This is a genomic window from Marinobacter alkalisoli (genome assembly GCF_045449855.1).
Classification (GTDB): domain Bacteria; phylum Pseudomonadota; class Gammaproteobacteria; order Pseudomonadales; family Oleiphilaceae; genus Marinobacter.
In genome coordinates this window covers 1-23,556 of sequence record NZ_JBJJLC010000021.1, presented here as the reverse complement: position 1 = coordinate 23,556, position 23,556 = coordinate 1, and the positions used below count along the sequence as shown (strand labels likewise).

At 58.7% G+C, this 23,556-nt stretch carries 20 protein-coding genes; 7 read left to right on the top strand and 13 right to left on the bottom strand.

Annotated elements, in window-relative coordinates:
* Positions 1-148 precede the first annotated feature (148 nt).
* A complete protein-coding gene (locus tag ACJO5Y_RS09735) occupies positions 149-2,242 on the bottom strand; it encodes a 3-hydroxyacyl-CoA dehydrogenase NAD-binding domain-containing protein (protein WP_406986734.1) in 2,094 nt (697 codons plus the stop codon).
* A gap of 383 nt (positions 2,243-2,625) precedes the next feature.
* Positions 2,626-3,453, bottom strand: coding sequence for an IclR family transcriptional regulator (locus tag ACJO5Y_RS09730; RefSeq protein WP_406986731.1), 828 nt, complete (start codon positions 3,451-3,453; stop codon positions 2,626-2,628).
* Between the two features lie 285 nt (positions 3,454-3,738).
* On the opposite strand from ACJO5Y_RS09730, the gene ACJO5Y_RS09725 reads away from it, so the two are divergent.
* Entirely contained in the window at positions 3,739-4,668 is a 930-nt protein-coding gene (locus ACJO5Y_RS09725; protein ID WP_406986728.1) for a 2-hydroxyacid dehydrogenase, read from the top strand.
* Positions 4,669-4,708: 40 nt separating this feature from the next.
* On the opposite strand, the gene ACJO5Y_RS09720 is transcribed toward ACJO5Y_RS09725, so the two are convergent.
* Positions 4,709-6,064 (bottom strand): hypothetical protein, encoded by a 1,356-nt coding sequence (locus tag ACJO5Y_RS09720; RefSeq protein WP_406986725.1) that lies wholly within the window; start codon positions 6,062-6,064, stop codon positions 4,709-4,711.
* A gap of 199 nt (positions 6,065-6,263) precedes the next feature.
* Between ACJO5Y_RS09720 and ACJO5Y_RS09715 the strand changes: the two genes are divergently transcribed.
* Both ACJO5Y_RS09715 and ACJO5Y_RS09710 read left to right on the top strand, forming a co-directional pair.
* Positions 6,264-7,469, top strand: coding sequence for a 3-oxoadipyl-CoA thiolase (locus ACJO5Y_RS09715; RefSeq protein ID WP_406986723.1), 1,206 nt, complete (start codon positions 6,264-6,266; stop codon positions 7,467-7,469).
* A 19-nt stretch (positions 7,470-7,488) separates the two neighbouring features.
* Complete coding sequence (locus ACJO5Y_RS09710) at positions 7,489-8,658, top strand: acyl-CoA dehydrogenase (RefSeq protein WP_406986720.1); 1,170 nt, start codon at positions 7,489-7,491, stop codon at positions 8,656-8,658.
* Between the two features lie 169 nt (positions 8,659-8,827).
* Here ACJO5Y_RS09710 and ACJO5Y_RS09705 read toward each other — a convergent pair whose 3' ends face one another.
* Complete coding sequence (locus tag ACJO5Y_RS09705; protein ID WP_406986718.1) at positions 8,828-10,135, bottom strand: DcaP family trimeric outer membrane transporter; 1,308 nt, start codon at positions 10,133-10,135, stop codon at positions 8,828-8,830.
* A gap of 330 nt (positions 10,136-10,465) precedes the next feature.
* On the opposite strand from ACJO5Y_RS09705, the gene ACJO5Y_RS09700 reads away from it, so the two are divergent.
* The 4 genes from ACJO5Y_RS09700 to ACJO5Y_RS09685 all read left to right on the top strand — a co-directional run bounded on the left by ACJO5Y_RS09700 (position 10,466) and on the right by ACJO5Y_RS09685 (position 14,193).
* Positions 10,466-11,662, top strand: coding sequence for an acyl-CoA dehydrogenase family protein (locus tag ACJO5Y_RS09700; protein ID WP_406986715.1), 1,197 nt, complete (start codon positions 10,466-10,468; stop codon positions 11,660-11,662).
* A 10-nt stretch (positions 11,663-11,672) separates the two neighbouring features.
* Positions 11,673-12,815, top strand: coding sequence for an acyl-CoA dehydrogenase family protein (locus tag ACJO5Y_RS09695; protein ID WP_406986713.1), 1,143 nt, complete (start codon positions 11,673-11,675; stop codon positions 12,813-12,815).
* A 130-nt stretch (positions 12,816-12,945) separates the two neighbouring features.
* A complete protein-coding gene (locus tag ACJO5Y_RS09690; RefSeq protein WP_406986710.1) occupies positions 12,946-13,707 on the top strand; it encodes a class II aldolase/adducin family protein in 762 nt (253 codons plus the stop codon).
* A 30-nt stretch (positions 13,708-13,737) separates the two neighbouring features.
* Positions 13,738-14,193: a MaoC family dehydratase gene (locus ACJO5Y_RS09685; protein ID WP_406986708.1), complete on the top strand. Its 456-nt coding sequence runs from the start codon at positions 13,738-13,740 to the stop codon at positions 14,191-14,193.
* Positions 14,194-14,291: 98 nt separating this feature from the next.
* Here ACJO5Y_RS09685 and ACJO5Y_RS09680 read toward each other — a convergent pair whose 3' ends face one another.
* The 9 genes from ACJO5Y_RS09680 to ACJO5Y_RS09640 all read right to left on the bottom strand — a co-directional run bounded on the left by ACJO5Y_RS09680 (position 14,292) and on the right by ACJO5Y_RS09640 (position 23,514).
* The gene (locus tag ACJO5Y_RS09680) at positions 14,292-15,440 is read right to left on the bottom strand and encodes an ABC transporter substrate-binding protein (protein ID WP_406986705.1); all 1,149 of its coding nucleotides are present in this window, start codon (positions 15,438-15,440) and stop codon (positions 14,292-14,294) included.
* A 55-nt stretch (positions 15,441-15,495) separates the two neighbouring features.
* Entirely contained in the window at positions 15,496-16,203 is a 708-nt protein-coding gene (locus ACJO5Y_RS09675; protein ID WP_406986702.1) for an ABC transporter ATP-binding protein, read from the bottom strand.
* On the bottom strand, positions 16,190-16,960 hold the full coding sequence (locus ACJO5Y_RS09670; RefSeq protein ID WP_406986700.1) for an ABC transporter ATP-binding protein: 771 nt from the start codon (positions 16,958-16,960) through the stop codon (positions 16,190-16,192). The genes ACJO5Y_RS09675 and ACJO5Y_RS09670 overlap by 14 nt, the downstream gene beginning before the upstream one ends.
* Positions 16,953-17,984, bottom strand: coding sequence for a branched-chain amino acid ABC transporter permease (locus tag ACJO5Y_RS09665; RefSeq protein WP_406986697.1), 1,032 nt, complete (start codon positions 17,982-17,984; stop codon positions 16,953-16,955). The genes ACJO5Y_RS09670 and ACJO5Y_RS09665 overlap by 8 nt, the downstream gene beginning before the upstream one ends.
* 2 nt (positions 17,985-17,986) lie before the next feature.
* Complete coding sequence (locus ACJO5Y_RS09660) at positions 17,987-18,850, bottom strand: branched-chain amino acid ABC transporter permease (RefSeq protein ID WP_406986694.1); 864 nt, start codon at positions 18,848-18,850, stop codon at positions 17,987-17,989.
* Positions 18,851-19,012: 162 nt separating this feature from the next.
* Positions 19,013-20,680 carry a long-chain fatty acid--CoA ligase gene (locus tag ACJO5Y_RS09655; protein WP_406986692.1) on the bottom strand — a complete coding sequence of 556 codons (1,668 nt, stop codon included), beginning with the start codon at positions 20,678-20,680 and terminating at the stop codon, positions 19,013-19,015.
* A gap of 22 nt (positions 20,681-20,702) precedes the next feature.
* Positions 20,703-21,497, bottom strand: a complete 795-nt coding sequence (gene surE / locus ACJO5Y_RS09650; RefSeq protein ID WP_406986737.1) for a 5'/3'-nucleotidase SurE — start codon at positions 21,495-21,497, stop codon at positions 20,703-20,705.
* Between the two features lie 14 nt (positions 21,498-21,511).
* The gene (locus ACJO5Y_RS09645) at positions 21,512-22,576 is read right to left on the bottom strand and encodes a phosphotransferase (RefSeq protein ID WP_406986689.1); all 1,065 of its coding nucleotides are present in this window, start codon (positions 22,574-22,576) and stop codon (positions 21,512-21,514) included.
* 170 nt (positions 22,577-22,746) lie between these two features.
* Positions 22,747-23,514 (bottom strand): SDR family NAD(P)-dependent oxidoreductase, encoded by a 768-nt coding sequence (locus tag ACJO5Y_RS09640; RefSeq protein ID WP_250086894.1) that lies wholly within the window; start codon positions 23,512-23,514, stop codon positions 22,747-22,749.
* Positions 23,515-23,556: the final 42 nt, after the last annotated feature.

Here is a 23,556-nt window from a genome sequence, read left to right as displayed (position 1 = left end):
CCTACGGGATCAACCTCAGTTGTAACGTTGGTTCCGGGGTGGGGTGCCTTTTCTGCCGGGAAAAAGATGTCTGAGCGAAGCGAGTTATTTTTCCCAGAAGAAAAGCCACCCCGCCCCGGGACCGGCCCCCACACCAGCAGGCTAGTCTTTAAAGGTCGCCAAACTTCTTGTTTTCGCTGACCAGCTTCTCCAGCAGGGCCGCCGGCTTCCACTGCTCACCACCCAGGGTGTCGTGGAAGTTCTTGACCGTGCTGAGGATAGTCTCCAGGCCAACCTGATCCGCCCAGAACATGGGACCGCCACGGTAGGCCGGGAAGCCGTAGCCGTAGATCCACACCACGTCGATATCCAGCGAACGATCGGCGATGCCTTCTTCCAGAATCTTGGCGCCTTCGTTGATCATCACGTACATGCAGCGCTCAAGGATTTCCTGATCGGAAATCTCCCGCGGCGTAATGCCCTGCTCTTTGCGGAATTCAGCAATCAGTTGGTCCACTTCCGGATCCGGAATCGGCTTGCGGCTGCCTTCCTCGTACTTGTAGACACCGGCCTGGGTTTTCTGGCCCAGACGGTTCATCTCCACCAGCTTGTCCATCCAGCTTGGAGCTACATCTTCACCGGCATTGCGGCGCTCTTCGCGGATACGGTAGCCCACGTCAATACCGGCCAGATCCGACATCGCAAACTGACCCATGGGGTAACCCAGATCGGTCAGTACCTTGTCCACCTGCTGCGGACTGGCGCCTTCGTTCACCAGTGCCATAGCTTCCGCACCGCGCTTGTGCAGCATACGGTTGCCGACAAACCCGTGGCAGTTACCGACCAGCACACCGACCTTCTTGATCTTCTTGGCAACGGCCATCACCGTGGCCTTCACCTCGTCGGAGGTCTTGCTGCCACGTACGTTCTCCAGCAGCTTCATGACGTTTGCCGGGCTGAAGAAGTGCATGCCCACCACGTCTTCCGGACGCTTGGTGGCAGAGGCAATTTCGTCGATATCCAGGGTGGACGTGTTGGACGCCAGGATGGCACCGGGCTTACAAACCTCGTCCAGCTTGCCGAAGATCTCTTTCTTGATGGCCATGTTCTCGAACACCGCTTCGATCACCATGTCCACATCCTTGAAGGAGTCATAGGTCAGGCTGCCGTTGATCAGCGCCATGCGCTCTTCAACCTGCTGCTGGGTAATGCGACCCTTCTTGGCGGAGTTTTCGTAGTTCTTGCGGATGATGCCCAGCCCCTTGTCCAGGGCTTCCTGCTTCACTTCCACGATGGTCACGGGGATGCCAACGTTGGCGAAGTTCATGGCGATACCGCCACCCATGGTGCCAGCGCCGATGATGCCCACGCTGTTGACGTCACGGACCGGCGTGTCCTTGGACAGCCCCTTCACCTTGGAGACTTCGCGCTCTGCAAAGAAGGAGTGAACCAGGCCGCCACGCTGCGGTGATTCCATGCATTCCATAAACAGTTCACGCTCGCGCTTCATGCCTTCCTCAAACGGCAGGTTGAAGGCCGCTTCCACGGCGTCCACGCACTTGAACGGGGAGAACAGGCCACGCGCTTTCTTTTGCAGACCGGCGCGGAACTGGTCGAAAACCTCGCTGCCCTTGTCGGCCTCTACCTTGTCGGTCAAATCACGCACGCGACGGACCGGCTTGCCTTCATCGGCAATTTTCTGAGCGTATGCCAGGCCAACGGGCTTGATATCGCTACCGTCTTCAACTGCATCGACAATACCCAGAGCCAGCGCGTCTTTGGCGCCGACAAACTCACCGGAAGTGATCATTTCCAGGGCTTTCTGGGCACCAGTCAAACGCGGCAGGCGCTGGGTGCCACCGGCACCGGGCAACAGGCCCAGCTTCACTTCCGGCAGGCCAACCTTGGCGCTGCTCAGGGCCACGCGGTAATGGCAGCCAAGAGCGGTTTCCAGACCACCACCGAGGGCAGTGCCGTGAATGGCGGCGACAATCGGTTTGTCACTGTTTTCGTACTGACCTATAACAGTAGGCAGCCCCGGCTCCTGCATGGGCTTGCCGAATTCACGGATATCGGCGCCGGCAATAAAGGTACGACCTTCGCAAACCAGCAACAGAACCTTGGCGTCTGCGTCGTTCTGACCCTGCTCCAGCGCGGCCACCAGGCCGGAACGAACCGCATGGCCAAGCGCGTTTACTGGCGGGTAGTTCACTGTGATGACGCCAATGGCGCCTTCCCGGTTATAAGTTACGACCTCAGACATAATTTCTCCTCGCCTTCTATGGAATGTAGTTTTATCAAGCGAAACATAAGTACGATTTAATACAAGTTTTCGGCAGGTTTCAACTATGAATTAAAATGCGGGCATAAAAAAACCCCAGAACAAATTCTGGGGTTTTCGGGGATTATTCAAATTCAGAGGGAAGAGCGAGCGGGCACCATGGCCCGAAACACGCTGTGAATACGTCCCTGTAGCGCTCGGGCTCCGCCCTTTAGCGCTTATTGCTCCTGCGTCGCGCTAAAGGTCCTGGGCAAGCCGTCCTTGGCTTGTCCGTGAAGCGCTTTGCGCTCCACCCATGGCTCCGCACGGTTTCGGGCCATGGTGCCCGCTCGCTCCCGTACTATTGTGCAATCCCCTCTAGAGGATCAAACGCCAAGCGACTCTATATCGCTGGCCAGCATCGCCAACTGGTGAGCAATGGACTCACGCAGCTTTTCACCCGAAATCAGGTAGGATGGCGCAGCGGAGGTCAGCACCATGATGGTGCCATCCTGCAGATGAATGGGCACGCCGGCGGAGTTGATGTTGCGATCCCATTCGCCCAGGGACAGGCAGAAGCCGTGCTGCTTGAAGTCTTCCATCGCACGATCGAGCCCCTCTTTCTTTTCCGGCCAGACATCCGGGCCGTACTTCGCTTCCATGGCATCGTCGATCAGCTTGCGGCCCTTGTCACTGATGGCACAGTAGTAGGCACGTCCTGCGGAGGTTGTCGCCATCGGCAGCTTCAGGCCGATGTCCATGCGCAGCAGTGATGCTTCCGGCGGCAGGCGGTTTTCCACATAGATCATGTGCAATCGATCGCGGCAGGTCAGGCCCACGGACATGTTGGTCTGGCGGGCAAACTCGTCCATGTAGGGCTTGGCCAGCTGGCGCACCTTGAGATTGGACACGTAGGCATAACCCAGAGCCAGGACGCCGGAGCTGAGCTGGTATTTTTCAAGCTGGGCGTTGTAGCTGAGGTAGCCGAGCTTGGTCAGGGTGTAGGTCATGCGGGACACGGTCGGCTTTGGCAACCCGGTCAGCCGCGCGATGTCCTGATTACCCAGGATAACCGACCCCTGACTGAATGCACGGAGTACATCCAGCCCACGAGACAGCGCCTCTACGAACTTGCGGTCCTTTTCCGGCTTCACCGGCTCACCGTCACCGGAGGCGACCATCAACTCCGGTTTAGTGGTTTCTGCTTTTGTCATAAACTGGCGTCCTCCAACAGCTGCGCCTGATCCGGTGTGCCCGGGGATACCCGGATAATAGTCAGATAGAATAATAGTTGCGGTATTTTAATCGCTGCAGATAGCAAGTACCACAAACCATTATCAAAAGTCGTGCCAAATATGAAACACTCTTCCTTTATGTTTCACTTTTCTTCCACTAGGGCGATACATTACCCCGGGTTTACGGATCTATTTCGGTATATTATTCTGCAAAGCGAAATATAGTAAACAAATTTAATGCAACTGACGATCCCCGGAGAGCACATGAAGGTTCTATTTGTCGCAGGAGACCCCAAGCCAGAGCGCTGGACCGTACCCATCCAGGAACTGCTTCCGGAGGCCGAGATTCATGTGTGGGACGCCAACGGCCCCGCCGTTGATGCCGACTACGCTATTGTCTGGCAACCACCGGCGGAACTGTTTGAGCGTGAGAAGAAGCTGAAAGCGGTGTTTAACCTGGGCGCCGGCATCGATGGCTTGCTGGCCGTACCCAACCTGCCACCCCATTTACCCGTTGTACGCCTGGAAGATGCCGGCATGTCCGTGCAGATGGCGGAATACGTGCTGCATCAGCTACTGGAAGCCAGTCGTGGCATGGAAACCTATCGGGAACAGCAGCGCGAAGGTAAATGGAAAATTCACCGGCCGATCAAGCGCAGTGAATGGCCGATCGGGGTCATGGGCCTTGGCCACATTGGCAAACGGGTGGCGCGCACCCTCGCCGACCTGGATTACCGGGTCAACGGCTGGGCCCGTAGCGACCACGATCTGGAGGGAGTCACGACCTTTGCCGGGGCCGAAAACCTGCCCGGCTTCCTGCAGTCAACCCGAGTACTGGTGAACACCCTGCCACTGACCGAGGAAACCCGGGACATCCTCAATCACCAGCATCTCAGCCAACTGATGCCGGGAGCCGTGGTGATTAATGTCGGCCGGGGCGAGCACCTGGTGGAGGACGACTTGCTCAGGGCTATTGACGACGGCCATGTGGCGCGGGCCTCGCTGGATGTGTTCCGCCAGGAGCCGCTGCCTTCGGGCCACCCGTTCTGGCAGCGTCCGGAGATCACCATCACGCCACACATTTCCGCGCGCACCCTGCGGGACGCCACGCTGGAGCAGATCACCGGCAAGATTCGTGCGCACCACAATGGCCAGTCAATTACCGGCATCGTGGACACCAGCCGGGGTTACTGATAACACCAGACAAGCGCGCCGGTCACTCTGATCGCTCTGATCACACCGTGATGGCCGGCGCGAATACAAACACCCCCCACAGCATCAGCAACAATAGGGGAATGGACAACAGTACAAACACCCCGTTCCAGCCAAACGCCACCACCCAGCGTGACACCTGACCAAAGCGTGACAGCAACATCACCGCCGGCCCGAACGGCGACAGCATCATCGCCAGGGAGAACCCGATCACCAGGGCCACCGCAATGGGCAGCGGATTGACTCCTTCCGCGATCAGTTGCGGCATCAGGCCTGCCTGAACACTCAATACAGTAATCGGGATGATGCCGATGGCCGAGAGCATCGGCATCATCAACAACCCAGCCATCGCCAACAGCAACACACCCAGCTCACCGGAGGCCATGCCTGCCAGGGCGTCCGCCGGAATCACCGCCACCAGCGCCACGCCCAGTCCGGCGGAACCTGCGAAGATGGACATCTCATTGCTCAAGCCCAGCATGTTGTCAGCGGCCTCCCGCGCCACCACGGCCGCTGAGCGGTCGTGCCAGAACATATAAAGGAGGGTAACCACCGGCACCGTCAGCATGGCCGCCACCGATACTTTCAGCTCCGTGAACTGCACCAGCAGGCCCATGGACGTGAAAATGATCAGCACCAACAGCAATAACCGCCCACTCCCCGCCGGCCAGGTTTCCAGCGGCTCGCGCTCGCTGCTGACCAGGCGAAAGCGCTTGTGCTCCAACACCCACCCCACCAGGATCAACAGTACTGCGCTGCCAATACCATAGGGCAGCAGGCCGGACCAGCTCAGGGTGGGCACCTCCCGGGTAATAATGGCGACCGCAACGCTGGTGGGCGCTACCAGCGGCACCAGAGCGAACCCCCGCAATGTACTGATCAGCACGCTGCGCAACCAGCGCAGGCGCGAGGCACCGGTAATGCCCCGCTGCTTCAGGGTATCCGCCAGGGTGCCGCAGAGCAGGTTCATCACCCCGAAACTCAGCACCGAGGCAATGCCACAGCTCACCACCGCGTACTTGGGGTACAGCAACGCCGGACGACCGCCCAGCAACACATCGTGTATACGCTGCAACACCTCCAGTCGGCGCACCAGGCACTGCATCATCCCCAGACTTCCCAGAAACGCGGCGTAAAAGGCCGCATTGGAGGCGGCCTTCATCAGATCTCTGGTGCCCAGCTGCCCGATGAAGCCCAAATAGCCAATCACCAGCAGTGAAATCAGGAACAGGTAGCGGGAATAAGCCTGCAACCGCCCCAGCACCAACACGAAATAAAGTACAAACAACACGCCGGCAAACGCACTGAGATGGGAGCTGGAGAGGCAAAGCGCCACAAGTTCCAGAAAAACCGCGACAGGAACCAGAAAACGGCTCATAACAGATTAGCGCCCTTCGATGATGGTATCGGTTGCATTTCACACAGACCCGGATTAGTCTTTAACAACCAATATACAAAACTTAGTTCCGCTATACGAAACTATATCAACATTAATGACAAGGCAAGCCCGAAACCTTTCTTCATTGTAGAAGGAGGACCACAATAGGGACTTGTCTGCTGATGAAACGGGAGATGCCATGAGCGCCTTTATTTACGACGGGCTAAGAACCCCTTTCGGTCGACACGCCGGCGCGCTGGCAAAAGTGCGCCCGGATGATTTGCTGGCCAGCGTTATCAAGGCGTTGGTCGAGCGCAACGCATTTGCCGCCGAGGCCTACGAAGACGTCATTGCCGGCTGCACCAACCAGGCCGGCGAAGACGCCCGCAACCTGGCCCGCCATGCCGGGTTGATGGCCGGCCTGCCCGTTGAAGCCGGCGGCCTGACCGTCAACCGTCTGTGCGGCTCCGGCCTGGCGGCCATCATCGACGCCTCACGGGCGGTTCGCTGTGGCGAGGGGGAGCTGTTTGTGGCCGGTGGCGCGGAAAGCATGAGCCGTGCTCCTTTCGTCATGGCGAAAAGCGAAAGTCCGTTCAGTCGCGATTTTCGCGCCTTCGACAGCACCATCGGCGCCCGTTTTCCCAACCCCCGCATTGAAGCGGAGTTCGGCGCCGACACCATGCCCGAAACCGCTGACAACATTGCCCGGGAACTGAACCTGAGCCGGGAGGTGGTGGATCAGTTTGCCGCCCAGAGCCAGGCCCGCTATGACGCCGCCCTCAAGGACGGCTTCTATAATGAAGAGATACTTTCAGTTGAGGTGCCCCAAGGCCGGAAAAAACCGCCGGTCAGCGTAAACAGTGATGAACACCCGCGCCCCCAGTCCACCGTGGAAGCACTTTCAGGCTTGCGCTCTCTGTTTGAAGGTGGCGTGGTGACCGCCGGCAATGCCTCTGGCATTAACGACGGTGCCGCCGCCCTGATCATTGGCTCCCGCGAAGCCGGCGAAAAGGCCGGAATCCGGCCCCGCGCCCGCATTGTCTCCGCAGCCATTGCCGGGGTTCCGCCACGTGTCATGGGTTATGGCCCGGTACCGGCCAGCGAAAAAGCCCTCGCCCGCGCGGGTCTGGGCATCAACGATATGGACGTGATCGAGATCAACGAGGCCTTCGCAGCCCAGGTTCTCGGCTGCACCACCAAACTGGGCATTGACCCGACCGATTCCCGGCTGAACCCCAACGGTGGCGCCATCGCTGTTGGCCACCCTCTGGGGGCTTCCGGCGCACGGATTGCATTGACCGCCACCCGCCAGCTTGAGCGCAGCGGCGGCCGTTACGCATTGATCAGCATGTGCATTGGCGTGGGCCAGGGCATTGCCGCTGTCATTGAACGAATGACTGACTAATTTTCTGAGGAGAAACACCATGACTTCCGCACCCTGGGATGACCTGCTGCAATTCGACAAGCAACTGGATGAAACCGAGCGCCAGGTTCGGGACAGCATCCGTTCCTTCTGTGACCAGCGCCTGATGCCTGGCATTATCGAAGCGAACCGTCACGAGAAGTTCGACCGCTCCATTTTTACCGACATGGGCGAGCTGGGCATGCTCGGCGCAACCCTGCCAGAAGAATACGGCGGCCCGGGCCTGAACCACGTCTGTTACGGCCTGATCGCCCGGGAAGTGGAGCGGGTGGATTCCGCCTACCGCTCCGCCCTGAGTGTGCAGTCCTCACTGGTCATGTACCCGATTTTCAGCTACGGCCAGGAAGCGCTGAAAAAGCGTATCCTGCCAAAACTGGCCTCCGGTGAGTACGTCGGCTGCTTCGGCCTGACCGAGCCCAACCACGGCTCTGATCCGGGCGGCATGGAAACCCGCGCCAAGAAGGTCGACGGCGGCTACCTGCTGAGTGGCTCCAAGATGTGGATTACCAACTCCCCGATTGCCGATATCTGCGTGGTCTGGGGCAAGCTCGACGGCAAGGTCACCGGGTTCGTGATCGAGCGTGAAGGCGCCAAGGGCCTGGATACACCGAAGATCGAAGGCAAGTTCTCATTGCGGGCCTCCGACACTGGCTCCATCTTTATGGACGAGGTGTTTGTACCGGAAGAGAACAAGCTGGACGTGGAAGGTCTGAAAGGCCCGCTGAGCTGCCTGACCAAGGCCCGTTACGGCATCAGTTGGGGCGCCCTGGGTGCCGCCGAGTTCTGCTGGCACGCGGCCCGCAACTACACTCTGGAGCGCCAGCAGTTCGGCAGGCCCCTGGCCGCCAACCAGCTGATCCAGAAGAAGCTGGTGGACATGCAGACCGAGATCACCATCGGCCTGCAGGCGGTACTTCAGCTTGGCCGCATGATGGACGACGGCGTTGCCACTCCGGATTCCGTGTCCCTGCTCAAGCGCAATAACTGCGGCAAGGCTCTGGACATCGCCCGGGTTGCCCGTGACATGCACGGCGGTAATGGCATCTCCGATGAGTACCATGTGATTCGCCACGTGATGAACCTGGAAGCGGTGAATACCTACGAAGGTACCCACGATGTCCACGCCCTGATCCTGGGCCGTGGCCAGACCGGGATTCAGGCCTTCAGCTGATTCCGCCACGCATCCTTCAAGAGGTTCAAAAGCAGGGCTCCGGCTCTGCTTTTTTTATGCCTGTGCCGGGGGACCCACAAAAAAGCCCCGGAGCGGGGGAACACTCCGGGGCAACGCAACTGGTGCAAAATTACCTGAGAATCATCGCATTAGGTTGGCAACTCGCCGGTCAGAAGCTCAGCTTCGCGGAAGCCATGACCTGTTCGTACTGCTGGCTGCTGCTGGTGGCAATCTCGCCGAAATCCCAGTAGGCGTATTCCAGACCCAGCGTCAGGTTCGGGTGGGCGGACCACAGAATGTTGGCGTGAACCGACGTTGAAGAGTCGAAATAACTCAGCGTGCCTGCCGGTGAGGCGGCAAGATCATCGACAATTTCGGTATGGGAGACCGTCAGGCTGCTGCGCCATGCCGGTGACCAGAAGTGACGGTAGGCGGCCGTGGCGCCATAGCTCTTGAGCGGCTCCACATCACCCATGGCCAGCGCACCCAGATCCACATCCGGGTAAGTAAATAGTCCCATATAGCGGCCAAGCGCGCCGTAACTGTATTGCAGACGCAGGTCGTCACGCCCGATGGTCGGGATACGAGCACTCAGAGACACCGCTCCATCGACCTTGGTTTCATCCGCCGCGTTGTCTTCAAAGTTCCGCACCAGACCTGCAATGGAGTAGAAGCCATAATTGCCGCGGATCTGATAGCGCATGGCAAGATCCGGGTAGGACTGATCATCGTAGGAGTTATCTGGGAAACCGTCCTCAGGATTTTCCAAAGACATCATCAGCTTCCCGCCCGGCGCGGCCATGTTGTAGCGAATCATCGGCTGGGTTACGTACATAAACGCAGCCTGCTTACCCTGATCGAGAATCTCCGGCATGGCGGCCAGATCGGTAAATGTGGTGTAGGTCTGACCGAAGTCCCAGTTATTCCATGAGCCATAGGCCTGGCGCAAACGCGGGGAATAACTGTTGGAGACAACTTCATTACCGTCGTTCATCTCCTTGTTAAAATCCATCTCCACATAGGTGGTCAGCGTATGACCGACGACATCCTCGGTTTTGGTACCGATACTGATGCGCGACTCCCGGGCGGAGAAACCGGTTTTCCAGTCACTTTCATCCGATGCCGCTGCGCTGGCAAAGGTTCGTGGCAAGCCGACACTGTAACCATTCAGGGTACCGTTCCCGTTTGCACCAACAATGGCGTCGGCCTTGATGAAGCCACCGAATGAAATCGTGGTGTTTCCGATTTTGATCCCATCACCGTCCCGCAGCAGATAGGGGTTGTCATCCTGCAGCTCAGGTGCCGTCGATACGGCGCCTTCCAGTTTGCTTTCCAGCAGTTGTACCCGCTCACGCAGTTCGTCCAGCTCGGAGCTCTGCGCAAGGGCAGATCCGGACCCGAGAGCGATCAGCGGGAGGCTGGTCAGGGCGACGGCACGGGCAAGTGGGCGTGCGTGGAAACGCGTTGTTGTTGTCATCTCAAACCTCTTGACGGAGTTGATTGCATGTCTTTGTTATTGAAATTCCGGTGCCGGCACTGGCTCACACCAAATCAATCACGCTGTTTTACTGTGCGGTATTTAGTGATTTCATAGTTTCGCATAGCAGTACCAGCTTCCGTGTTTTCGAATATAGACGATGCATTTGCTATCAACAAGGGTTTGAAACCAAATTTTGATGAAAGTCGTAATTACTGTGTGTTTTCTTGTTTCATTATCATTGACAGGGAAGCAACCTTTGAATGATCATTGAGTAATTCTGCTATGCGGTATATATTTTCGCTGTAATGCACTGACGAGGTTTATCCGATGAACATGAACTACACGGCCGAGGAACTTGCCTTCCGTGACGAGGTAAGGGCATTCCTGGATGAGAAACTGCCGGCGGACATCGCCGCCAAAGTGAAAGGGTTCCGCCGCCTGTCCAAAGAGGACCATCAGCGGTGGCAAAAAATCCTCAGTGAGCAGGGCTGGTACGCCACCCACTGGCCGGAAGAGTACGGCGGTGTGAAGTGGACGCCAGTGCAGAAGCACATCTGGGATGAAGAATCCTGCCGTTACGGCGTGCCCCGTTCCATCCCGTTCGGGGTGAACATGGTAGCGCCGGTGATCATCAAGTTCGGTAACGAAGAACAGAAGCAGACGTATCTGCCGCGCATCCTCAGTGGCGAGGACTGGTGGTGCCAGGGCTATTCCGAGCCCGGCGCCGGTTCCGACCTGGCCTCTCTGAAGACCCGCGCGGTGCGTGACGGCGACCACTACATCGTCAACGGCCAAAAGACCTGGACCACTCTGGGCCAGCACGCCAACATGATTTTCTGCCTGGTGCGCACCAACACCGAGGTCAAGAACCAGGAAGGCATCTCGTTCCTGCTGATCGACATGAACACCCCGGGCATTACCGTGCGCCCCATCATCACCCTGGATGGCGAGCACGAAGTCAACGAAGTGTTCTTCGAAGACGTCAAGGTACCGGTTGAGAATCTCGTGGGCGAAGAGGACAAAGGCTGGACCTACGCAAAATATCTGCTGACCTACGAGCGCACCGGCCTGGCCGGCATTGGCCTGTCCAAGGCGGCACTGTCACACCTGAAGCAACTGGCGAGCCGCCGCCTGAAAAACGGCAAACCGCTGCTTGAGGATCCGTCCTTCAGCCAGCGTATCGCCAAGGTGGAAATTGACCTCACGGCTGCAGGAATCAGCAACCTGCGGATTATCGCCTCTGTAGAAGGTGGCGGTGTTCCGGGCGCGGAAAGCTCCATGCTGAAAGTCAAAGGCACCGAGATCCGTCAGTCGATCAACGATCTGGCCCGCCGCGCAATCGGTCCCTATGCCCTGCCATTTGTGGAAGAAGAGCTGGATATGGATTACGAAGGCGAGTTCCTGTCGGACGAAAACGCCGCGCCGCTGTCGGCCCAGTACTTCAACAACCGCAAGCTCTCGATTTTCGGCGGATCCAATGAGATCCAGAAGAACATCGTGTCGAAAATGATTCTCGGGCTTTAAGGAGGCGACCATGGATTTCCGACTCAACGAAGAGCAGCAAATGCTGCAGGACACCGTGGCGCGTCTGGTGCGCGGTGAATACAGTTTTGAAAAGCGCCTGGAGTTCAGCGAAACCGACCTGGGCTTCAGCTCCGATTTCTGGAAACAGCTCAGCGAGCTGGGCCTGACAGCCGTACCCTTCTCCGAGGAGTTGGGCGGCTTCGGCGGTGGCGGCGTGGAAGTTCAGTCCGTCATGGCAGAGCTTGGCCGCGGTCTGTGCCTGGAGCCGTATATGCAGTCCGTCATTCTGGGCGGTGGTCTGATCGGGCAGGCCGGCAATGACAACCAGAAAGACACCTGGCTGGCCGGTATCGCCAGCGGCGAACTGAAAGCCGCCGCTGGCCTGCAGGAACCCCAGAGCTTTTACGACCTGAACAACGTGGAAACCCGCGCCGAGAAAAACGGCGAAGGTTATGTCCTGAATGGCCGCAAAGCGGTGGTGATCGGCGGTCACTGCGCCGACCTGATCATCGTGTCTGCCCGCACTTCCGGTGACACCCGCGATGCCAACGGCCTCAGCCTGTTTGCCCTGAGCCCCGAAACCGCCGGTGTTGAACGCCGCACCTACCCCACCATCGACGGGGCCAAGGGTTGCGACATTACCCTGAGCAACGTCCAGGTGGGCGCAGACGCGCTGCTCGGCGAGGAAGGCAACGCCGCCGAAGTGATCGAATATCAGGCTGGCCGCGCGGTCGCCGCCCTGTGCGCCGAAGCCGTGGGTGTCATGGAAATGGCCAACGAGCTGACTCTGGATTACCTCAAGCAGCGCAAGCAGTTTGGCGTGCCCATCGGCAAGTTCCAGGTACTGCAGCACCGTATGGTGGACATGATGTCGGAACTGGAGCAGGCCCGTTCCATGGCCATTCTGGCCGCCAGCGTCGCCGACAGTGAGCACAACGATGAGCGTCGTCGTGCCCTGGCCGGAGCCAAGAATGTCATCGGGCGCGCCGGGCAGTTTATTTCCGAAAGCGGTATCCAGATGCATGGCGGCATTGGCATGACCTGGGAATACAACTTTGCCCATTACGCCAAGCGACTGATCACCATCAATCACCAGTTGGGCGATGACGATTTCCACCTGGAGCGTTACGCCTCCCTGCTGCAAGCCAGCTAACAGGCTGCGGACTTGTGAGCCTGAGGCCTCTCTATCCAGTCAGAGGTCTTTTGCGGGGGTGGCGTCAGCCACCCCCTTTTTTATGCAGTACACTGCGGGAAACATTCTGTCATAGCTTGAGGACATCACGATGACAACAACAAGCGATCAATCACAGCAACAGGATCTGAGAAAAGCCGAATGGAAGGTACGCACCGAACTGGCCGCCGCCTACCGACTGGTCGCCCTGTTTGGCTGGGACGACCTGGTATTCACCCATCTGTCCGCCCGGGTGCCGGGGCCGGACCATCATTTTCTGATCAATCCCTATGGGCTGCTGTTCCATGAAATCACCGCGTCATCGCTGGTGAAGGTGGACCAGGACGGCCAGGTGGTGGAGTCCGGCAACGTCAGCCGTGTGAACCCGGCCGGCTTTACCATCCACAGCGCCGTACACATGGGGCGGGAAGACGCAGGCGCGGTGATGCACTTACACGCGCCCGACGGCGTTGCCGTCTCCGCCCACCGGGATGGCCTGCTACCCTTGAGCCAGACCGCCATGCTGTGCCTGAATCACCTGAGCTATCACGATTACGAAGGCGTCGCCCTGAACCTCGACGAGCGGGAGCGGCTGATCAGGGATCTGGGCGACAAGTCGATGATGCTGCTGCGCAATCACGGTGTGCTGACCGCAGGCAAGGATGTACCGGAGACCTTCACCTACCTGTATTTCCTGATGAAGGCCTGTGAGATCCAGGTCAAGGCCCAGAGCTGTGGGCCGACCTACATGCCCTCGAAGCAGGCCATCCAGACCACCGCCGACCAGTCACAGGCGCTGGGCGGTGCGGCCGCGCTGACGTGGCCGGCCCTGGTGCGACTGCTGGACAGCAAGAATCCGGGTTACGCCGTTTGAATCCACTGACAGGAACAAGAGGAGTATTTGATGGTATCCATCGCGTTAAACGATCTGGACAGCTATACCGGCGTGATTATCGGCCATAGCCCCTGGAAAACCATTAGCCAGGACATGATCCAGGCCTTCGCCGATGCTACGGGTGATCACCAATGGATTCATGTGGACGTGGAACGGGCAAGGCGGGAAGCCCCCTGGAAGAGCCCGGTGGCCCATGGCTTCCTCACCGTGTCCCTGATTTCCCATCTCAACCAGCAACTGATGACGATTACCGGCACCAGCGCCACCATCAACTACGGCATGGACAAGCTGAGGCTGCCGGCGGCGGTCAAGTCCGGCTCCGATATCCGCACCCGGGTGGAACTCCAGAGCGTCACGAAGGTGGACGACCAGCGCACGCTGGCTGCCTACAAGACCACCGTGGAGATCCGGGGCGAAGACAAGCCTGCCTGTGTGGCGGAGAACCTGGTGATGTACGTGGCGTAAAGCAAACACTCCAAACGCAACGAACCCCGGAGTTTCCGGGGTTCGTGAGGTGTATGAAGGGGCCTTTCGGCCCCTTTTTTGTTGTGTGACGCTACCTGTCAGTCGATTTCCTTGCGAACAATTTCACCATCCTTCACCACCGCCAGCGTGGTGTCGGTGACAAACCCGCCGTTCTCGGTCACTTCGGTGACTTCGTACGGGTTCTTGCTCACATCCATGCTGTTCAGGGCATCGCCGACTGCCGCACGAAGAACTTTCGGGTCGGTGGACTCGGTCACATCCATCGCCTCTACCAGGGCATGAAGGGCCAGATAGTTGTAGGCCGCTTCGGAGCCGGGCATTTTGTCGTACTCAGCCTTGTAACGATCGATGAAGTCTTTCGCCGTGTCGGTTTGATACACACTCAGAGGAACCACACCAATGGCGCCCTCCATCATGTCCAGACCACCAGCGACCTGGGCCACTTCGTCGATCTTGGCCTGGTCCATCACGATGAAACCGCCCTGGAAACCCATCTGGCGTGCCTGTTGTACCACCAGGCCGGTCGGCTCGGAGGCACCGCCCACAAACATCACATCCGGGCCTTCGGAGATAATGCGGCTGACACCGGTAAAGAAATCCGCCGACTTATTGTAGTCCATGGGGGTATCCGAAACGACTTCGCCGCCCTTGGATTCCCACTCTTTCTTGACCATGGCGCCCCAGATCTTGGCGTACTCGTGGGTAGCGCCACCCATCCCCAGCTTCTTGCCTTGATGCTCCAGGGCATAATCAGTAAAGGCTTTTACGTAGCCATCAAAAGTGGGCGGGATGCGCAGGGTCAGGCTGTTTCCCTTTTCGGTGATGCTGGGCACGCTGGAATAGGCCATCACCAGGAAGTTGTCTTTTTCGTTGAAGTCCTGCAGAGCGAAAATGCCGCCGGAGTGAGGCACGAAGACCGCCGCAACGTTGGACTCCTGCTTCAGTCGCTTGGCGTTGGTGGCGGCCTGGGCCGGCGAGTAACGATCATCCAGAGAAACCAGGTTTACCGTGGTCTTTTCGCCGTTCAGGTCAAAACCGCCGGCTTCGTTGATCTCCTCCACGGCCATCCGCAGTCCGGACAGGGTGTTTTCGCCGTAAAGCGCGGCGCCGCCGCTCAGCGGACCGGTGAAACCAATATTGACTTCGCCCGCCATTACACCCGCGGACAGGCTCATACCAAGGGTCGCCGCTGCGACAGCCTGACCCAGTTTTTTGGCTATTTTCATTGTTGTCTCCTGGTTTGGTGTTGTGCGTGTCTCTCTAATTTTTGTTTGAGGCCGGTCAGGCCCCGATATACGCTTTGCGGACTTCTTCATTACCCAACATGGCTTCCCGGTCCCCTTCCATCACCAGACGGCCGTTTTCCATGACATAGGCCCGGTGGGCAATCTTCAGGGCCGCAAAGGCATTCTGTTCAGCCAGCAGCACCGTTGTGCCCAGGCTATTGATCTGTTTGATGGTTTCGAACATCTGCTTGACCACCAACGGGGCCAGGCCCAGGGATGGCTCATCCAGCATCAGCAAGCGGGGACGGCTCATCATGGCGCGGCCGATGGCCACCATCTGCTGCTGGCCACCAGACAGCGATCCGGCCGGCTCATTGGCCTTGTCTGAAAGGATCGGGAACAGCTCCAGCACCTCGTTCAGGCGCTTCTTGTTGCCCTGGCGATCCCGGCGATGCACGTAAGCCCCCATCATCAGGTTCTGCATCACACTCATCTCGGGGAACAGCTTGCGCCCCTCGGCGCACTGCACCACGCCGCTGGAAACAATGGTGCTGGCTTTCATGCCGTTAAACTGTCTGTCTTCGAACCGGATCTCGCCGGCGGCTGGCTTCACCAGGCCGCTGATGGCGTTAAACAGGCTGGTTTTACCCGCACCGTTGGCCCCAAGCAGTACCACCAGTTCCCCGGTATCCACGGACATCGAAATATCCGTCAGGGCCTTGAAGCTGCCGTAGCAGACATCCACATGATTAAGCTGCAGCATCTTCATCACCTCCCAGATAGGCTTCGATCACCGCCGGATTGTTACGCACTTCGTCCGGCGTGCCCTCGGCAATCTTCTCGCCGTGGTCCAGCACCATGATCTTGTCCGCCAGGCTCATGATCATGTCCATTTTGTGCTCGATCAGGCATACGGTCAGGCCTTTCTCATCCACCATCTTGCGCATCAGCGCGGCAAAACCGGCGGTCTCTTCCGGATTGACCCCGGCCGCGGGCTCGTCCAGCAACACAATCTTTGGATCGGTCGCCAACGCCAGGGCAAAGGCCACCCGCTTGCGTTCTTCCTGGGTGATATCGGCGATGAACTGCCCGGCCACATGGCTGAGGCCGACAAACTCAAGCGCTTCCATCGCCTTGTCCCGCGCGGATTTTTCTTCCCGTTGCAGGCGTTTGCTGTTGATCAGCACGTCCCAAAGGCCGGACTTGGTGCGCAGGCGATGGCCCACGATCAGGTTATCCAGCACGGTCGCCTGCTCGAACAGGTTGGTGGTCTGGAAAGTCCGCCCCACGCCCAGCCGTGCGACCTTGTCACTGGGCAGGGTGGTGACATCCATACCGTCCAGCAGGATGCGGCCAGACGTCGGTGCATACATACCGGAGATCAGATTGAAGAAGGTACTTTTTCCGGCGCCGTTCGGGCCGATGATGGCGTTGACCTTGCCCGTCTCGAACTCCACGGAGACATCATTCACCGCTGCCAGGCCGCCAAACATTTTGGTCAGATGTTCTACCTTAAGCATTGCTCTGCGCCTCCCGGTTCTGTGTGGTGTTTACCTTGCTCTCCTGGCGTTTTTTCGAGGGCGCCAGTGCCTGAGACTTGCGGTGCATCCAGGTCAGGAAAGAACCGGTAATTCCGCGGGGGAAGAAGATCACCAGCAGCACCAGCATCGGCCCGAAAATGATCATTCGGTACTCTTCCAGGAACTGCAGTGACTGGGTGATCCACACAATGCCCACGGTACCCAGCAGCGGCCCCATGATGGTGCCGATACCGCCCACCAGCAGGTAGGTGATCATGTCGAACGTATGTTGGATATTGGCCTCGTCCGGGCCGATAAAACGAACCATGCCAGCGTACAGGGCACCCGCCAGGCCGGCGTAGGTGGTGGACAGGACAAACGCCAGAACCTTGTTGCGCATCAGGTTGATACCCAGGGACTGGGCCAGCTCGTCGCCGTTGCGAATGGCAAGGAACGTGCGCCCCAGCAAGGATTTCGACAACCGCCCCATGAACCAGATTGCGAACACCAGGAAGGCCAGCACCAGATAGTAGAACGGGGTGGTGTCGGTGAAATCCACCAGGCCAAAACCGTAGGGCGCGGCGATGTCACGGACGCCAATGGCGCCATGGGTCAGCTCTTCCCACTTGTCGATCAACAGGTAGATAATGAAGCCCACGCACAGGGTAAAGATGGCGAAGTAGTGCTCCTTCAGGCGCAGGGAGACAATACCCACCAGAAAACCAAGCACGGCGGTCATGACCAGTGCGGCCACGAAGGCCGGCCAGAAGCTCCAGCCAAAGTCAGCGGTCAGCAGGCCCAGGGTATAGGCCCCGATGGCAAAGAAACCGCCGTGGGCCAGGTTCAGCTGGCCGCAGAAGCCGGTAATGATGTTCAGGCCGTAGACCGCTATCGCCCAGACGAAGGCGGTAGCCATTACGTACACCTGGTATTCGTTCGCCGCGAAAACCGGGAACAGCACAGCAAAGAGCAGCATCAGGTACTTGGCAGTTGGCGTCATCAGCAAGGATGCGAATTTAAACATGATCAGTGTGCCCCCTTCGCGAACAGGCCCTGTGGACGAACGGACAGGATCAGCACCAACAGGCCGAAGGCGATGATGTCCTTGTAGGAAGTGGAGATGTAGAACCCTCCGAGCGCCTCGGCGAAACCGATGATCATGCCCCCGACGATGGCGCCGGGGATGCTGCCCATGCCGCCAAGGATGATGATCACGAAGGCTTTCATGATGACCAGGTGGCCCATGGCGGGATACACCAGGTTGATGGGCGCATAGAGTGTGGCGGCAAACGCAGCCAGCACGCCGGAGATGGCGAAGGTCATCATCGCCACCCGGTTGGCATCGATCCCCACCAGGAAGGCGCCGTCACGGCTCTGGGCCATCGCAATGATGGTCGCGCCTGTCATGGTCTTGCGCAGGAACAGTTGCAGCGCCACCACCAGCACGAACGCACCGGCAATGATCAGCAGTCGCTGTTCGGGAATGATCAGCCCATCGAAATTCAGGATGCCGGTAAACGGCGAGGACATGCGGCGGAAATCCGAGCCCCAGAACATCTGCACCACCGCTTCCAGGAACAGCAGAATACCGATGGCGGCGATCTTGTCATGGATCGGTGGCGAGTGCCTCAGGGGATGGAACACCAGGCGCTCACACAGTATCGCCAGGATGGCGACCACGGCAGCCGAGCCGGCCATGGCGACCCAGTAATGCGCGCCCAGATCCACCATGAAAAAGTAGGACATGAAGGCCCCGACCATATACAGCGCACCGTGTGCGAAGTTCGGGATATGGAGTATCCCGTAGACCAGGGTCAGGCCCAGGGCTACGAGACCGTAGATGCTCCCCAGGGTTAACCCGTTGATGATTTGTTGGAAGAAAAGGTTCAAGTGTGCTCCTCCGCTATTTTGTTGTTGTAGCGAGTTATGCGGTTATGAGCAGAGCCGTTCGGCCCTGCGTTAGCATGGTGAAACAATTACACCGATCGTCTCGCATGTCAATATTTAGAATATGCTTTCGCTCTGCGAAACATAAAGAACAATTGAGGGCCTTCAGGCCTTGCTCTTCCACTCCTCTTCCTGTAGCGCGCGCCACATCAGCTTGCCGGTGGGTGACTTTGGCAGCTCATCCACAAACTCAATGATTTCAGGCACCTTGTAAGCCGCCATTTGCTCTTTGCACCAGCTGACAATGTCCGCTTCGGTGGTCGTTCCATCCGCGTCTGGCGTCAGCACGATGCAGGCCTTCACGGTTTCTCCACGCTTGGGATGGGGCGACGAAATGATGCACACCTCGTGGATCGCCGGGTGGCGGTACATCAGCCCTTCCACCTCGGAGGGCCAGACCTTGAAACCGGAGGCGTTAATCATCCGTTTAACCCGGTCCACCATGAAGAAGTACCCCTCTTCGTCGTAATAGGCGAGGTCGCCGGTACGGAAGAAGCGCTTGCCGTCGATTTCTACAAACGCAGCCTCGGTTTCAGCCGGGCGATTCCAGTATCCCTGGGTCACCTGAGGGCCGTTGGAGACAATTTCCCCGACCTCTCCCGGGCCTTTCTCTTCCAGGGTTTCTACGTCAATAATGCGGCTGTCGACATCGAATACCGGGATACCCAGGCACTGAGGCTTGGGATGATCCGGCGGATTGATGTGGGTGGCGGCCATGGTTTCCGACAACCCGTAGCCTTCGATGTAGTCCAGTCCAGTCATGGTCTTGAGCTTGGCCGCCACCGCTTCCGGCATCGCCGCACCACCGCCGCCGATGGTGTTCAGGCTGCTCAGGTCGTACTTGGCAATGTCCGGATTCGACAGGAAATCCACCGCCATGGTCACAATGTTGGTCCAGCCACTGATCTGGTAGCGTTCAATCAGTCTGGCCGCCGTGGTGCGGTCCCAGCGGGTCATAATGACGGTGGTCGAGCCACTGTAGATGGGGCTGTTCATGGAACTGGTCATGCCGGTGACGTGGAAGAACGGTAGCGTTGCCAGCTGGAGGGTGTTGGCCGTGCTCAGGTTCCAGAACGCACGATGCACCGCCGTGGCCATAACACTGCGATGAGTGTGCATGCAGCCCTTGGGTGCGCCGGTGGTGCCGGAGCTGTAGGGAATCACCGCCAGGTCGTTCGGGCCGGTGGTGTGCGCCGTCGGCTTATGATCCGCAGCCAGCGCCTGCTCCCAGGTCACGATACCCGGAATCTCTTTTGACCAGGCCGGAGCGGCCACTTCGGCCGGCAGATCCAGGTCGGTGTCCTTGTTGATGTAGGTGTTGTAGGACGCCACCACGACCTGGTCCAGATCCGTGTTTTCCAGCAGTGGCGCGATAAACCCCGCCAGTTCCTGCCCGGCCAGACACATGCTCGCGCCGGTATCGGCAATGTAGTGTTCCAGCTCGGCAGCCCGGTTCATCGGGTTCACCGGAATCACCACCGCGTCGGCACGGAGGATGGCGTAGTAGGCAATCACATACTGGGGAGCATTCTGCATGTAGAGCAGAACACGATCGCCCTTTTTGACACCCTGGGCCTGAAGATAGCCGGCCATCGCTTCCACCTCAGCCAACAACTGGCTGTAGCTCAAAGGCGCGTCGTAAAAGATGATGGCCGTGTGGTCCGGATACCGCAGGGCGGAAATTTCCAGGTTGGTGAAAACGCTGGTGTCAGGCAGCGTCATGGTTTTCGGTAACTCTTTCGGCCAGACGTTGTGGTGGCGTGTAAATGTCATTGTTGTAATCCCCTCGTACAAATCAGTGAGCCGCGACGGCGGCCAGCTCAAATACCCCCGCGTCCCCTGACCCGGTGTGTCCTGGCAGGGGCGCTTCATGGCGCAATGGTGTTATGGCGATGGCTTTTTCCCGCAGTACGGTGACATCTTCATCCGGCGCCTCGATGTGCCGGGAGCTGCGATCGAACCCCAGCCACCAGTAAGGCAGGCTGCGGGCATCCTGCCCCGCCAGCAGGCGGGGCCGCTGAATCGAACCGGTGGACTGACGGCACCATTGTGCCTGCCGGATCACACCGGCATCACAAGCCGGAAAGTTCACATTCCAGGCGCGGCTCTCGCCGGGTTGCCAGAGCTTGCGGACGACCTGCTCCCCGAACGCCGACACCGGTGACCAGTCAACGCCTTCACGGCTCAGGAAGGCCTGGCTCAGGGCAATGGCGGGGATGCCCATGTGTTCGGCGCTGAGTACCGCACCCACGGTCCCGGAGTACTGCACCGAGTCACTGATATTGGCGCCACAGTTCACCCCGGACAGCACCAGGTCCGGCGGGGTTTCGCCAAACCACTGAGCCAGCGAATACAGCACACAATCTGCAGGCGTGCCGGACACGGCGTAGCGATTCTCACCCTTTTCATACACCCGCAACGGGTCATGAATGGAAATGCTCTGGCCGGCACCACTACGATCATGCTCCGGCGCCACCACCCAGACCTCCTCGGCCAGGTTGCGGGCAATGCGCTCGAGAATCGCCAGGCCCGGTGCGTTGATACCATCGTCGTTGGTGATAAGAATGCGACGGACGATAGGCTCTCCCATGGCTATGGACTCACTCATGAACGATCTCCTTCGCGGGCTAGCTTCCAACCCACATCCGCCAGCTGACTCGCACGCTTACCCACTTGCAGGGCATCGGCGTTGGCGGCGTTGCCCTGCAGCGCGCGGGCGTAGACGCCCTGAAGAATGGCCGCCAGACGGAACAGGGAAAACGCCAGGAATACATGCCAGTCGGCGATGCCATCACGGCCGGTCTGCTTGCAGTAACGGGCAATGGTTTCCTGTTCATCGGGAATGCCCAATGCCTCCAAGTCCTCACCCAGCAAACCGCGGGAACCTTCCATGTCCGATGGCAAGTGGTAGGGCAGACAGTAATAGGCCAGATCAGCCAGCGGGTGGCCGAGCGTGGACAGTTCCCAATCGAGGATAGCGACAACCTCGGGTTTGTCGGGGGCCAGCATCAGATTACCGAAGCGATAATCGCCATGGGCGATGGCACACTCATCGGTGGAGGGCAGATTCTTCGGCAGCCACTCCATGAGTTTGTCCATGGCGGGCATCTCGTCGGTTTTGGACGCCAGGTACTGTTTCGTCCACCGTGCCACCTGCCGGGCGACATAGCCTTCGGGTCGACCATAATCACCCAGGCCCACCGCATTTACGTCTACCGAATGCAGTGCCGCCAGGGTATCAATGGCCGAGAGGTGCGCCGGCATCCGCTCTTGACGGTCCAGCGCCCGTAGCGCCGGATGACTGACAATCCGGCCTTCGAGGAAGTCCATGACGTAAAATGGAGTGCCGATGATGCCGCTATCTTCACACAGGGCTCTGGTGGCAGGCACCGGCACGTCGGTGTGTTCGGAAAGGGCCCGCATGACTTTGTATTCCCGCTCTACCATGTGAGCGGATGGCAGCGTTTTTCCGGGCGGCTTTTTGCGCAGCACGTATTGACCGCTGTCAGTGTCCAGCAAAAAGGTTGGATTGGACTGCCCCCCTTGGAATTGCTTGACCCCCATACGGTCACCGAAATTCGGCAGCGCTTCCTGAAGCCAAGCCAAAAGCTTGGATTCGTCGAACTTATGGGCTGGCAGGACGTCTACCAGTTCAGGGTTCATGCTCATCTTCACTGTTGCCTTCATTTATAACGTATCGGCCCGGTAATGGGGGCAGCGGCAGGCAGGAGGGGGTGTCTTTGTTCCGGGAAAAAGAACTCGCTTCGCTCAGACACCTTTGTTCCCTGCACAAAGACACCCCCACCCACCTACCTCGGCATACTTTCGGTTATACCTTCTTAACAAATCGTTTCGCCGCCGTCGGCGACAATGACTTGTCCGGTGACGTAGGCACTGGCCTTGGTGGATAGGAAAACCGCAAGGCCGGCGATGTCTACCGGGTCACCGATTCTGCGCAGTGGGGTTTTGTCTTCCGCACGCTTCACGCGCACAGGGTCTTCCCAAAGGGCCTTGGCAAAATCGGTCTTGATCAGGCCGGGGGCAATGCTGTTCACGCGGATGCCTTTCGGCCCCCATTCCACGGCGAGGTTACGAGCCAGGGCGGCTTCTGCTGCCTTGGAGACACCGTAGGTACCGATGGTGGTATTGCCACGGATGCCCGCGATACTGGATAGAAGAACAACCGCACCTTCACCTTTTTCCGCCATCTGCGGAAGCACCATGTTGGTGAGCCAGAAGGTACCTTTGACGTTGGTGTCCATGATCTTGTCCCAGGCGTCGTCGGTCATTTCTGCGGTGGTGCCGTAGACCGGGTTGGTGGCGGCGTTGCACACCAGTACGTCGATGGAACCCCAGGCTTCGTTGGTCTTGTCCACCAGGTTCTGCAGGTCTTCTTTCTTGCCCACGTGGCAGGGAATGGCGATGGCCTCGTAGCCCTGCTCTTTCAGCTCGTTGGCCACCTGTTCACAGGCGTCGGCCTTGCGGCTGGAGATCACTACCTTGGCGCCCAGGCGGGCCATTTCCTCGGCAATGGAGCGGCCGATGCCTTTGGTGGATCCGGTGATCAGGGCAACTTTTCCGGTCATATCAAAAAGCGGGTTAGTCATTGTTCGATCCTCATACGCTGAAGCATGGGAGTGGCCGGGGTG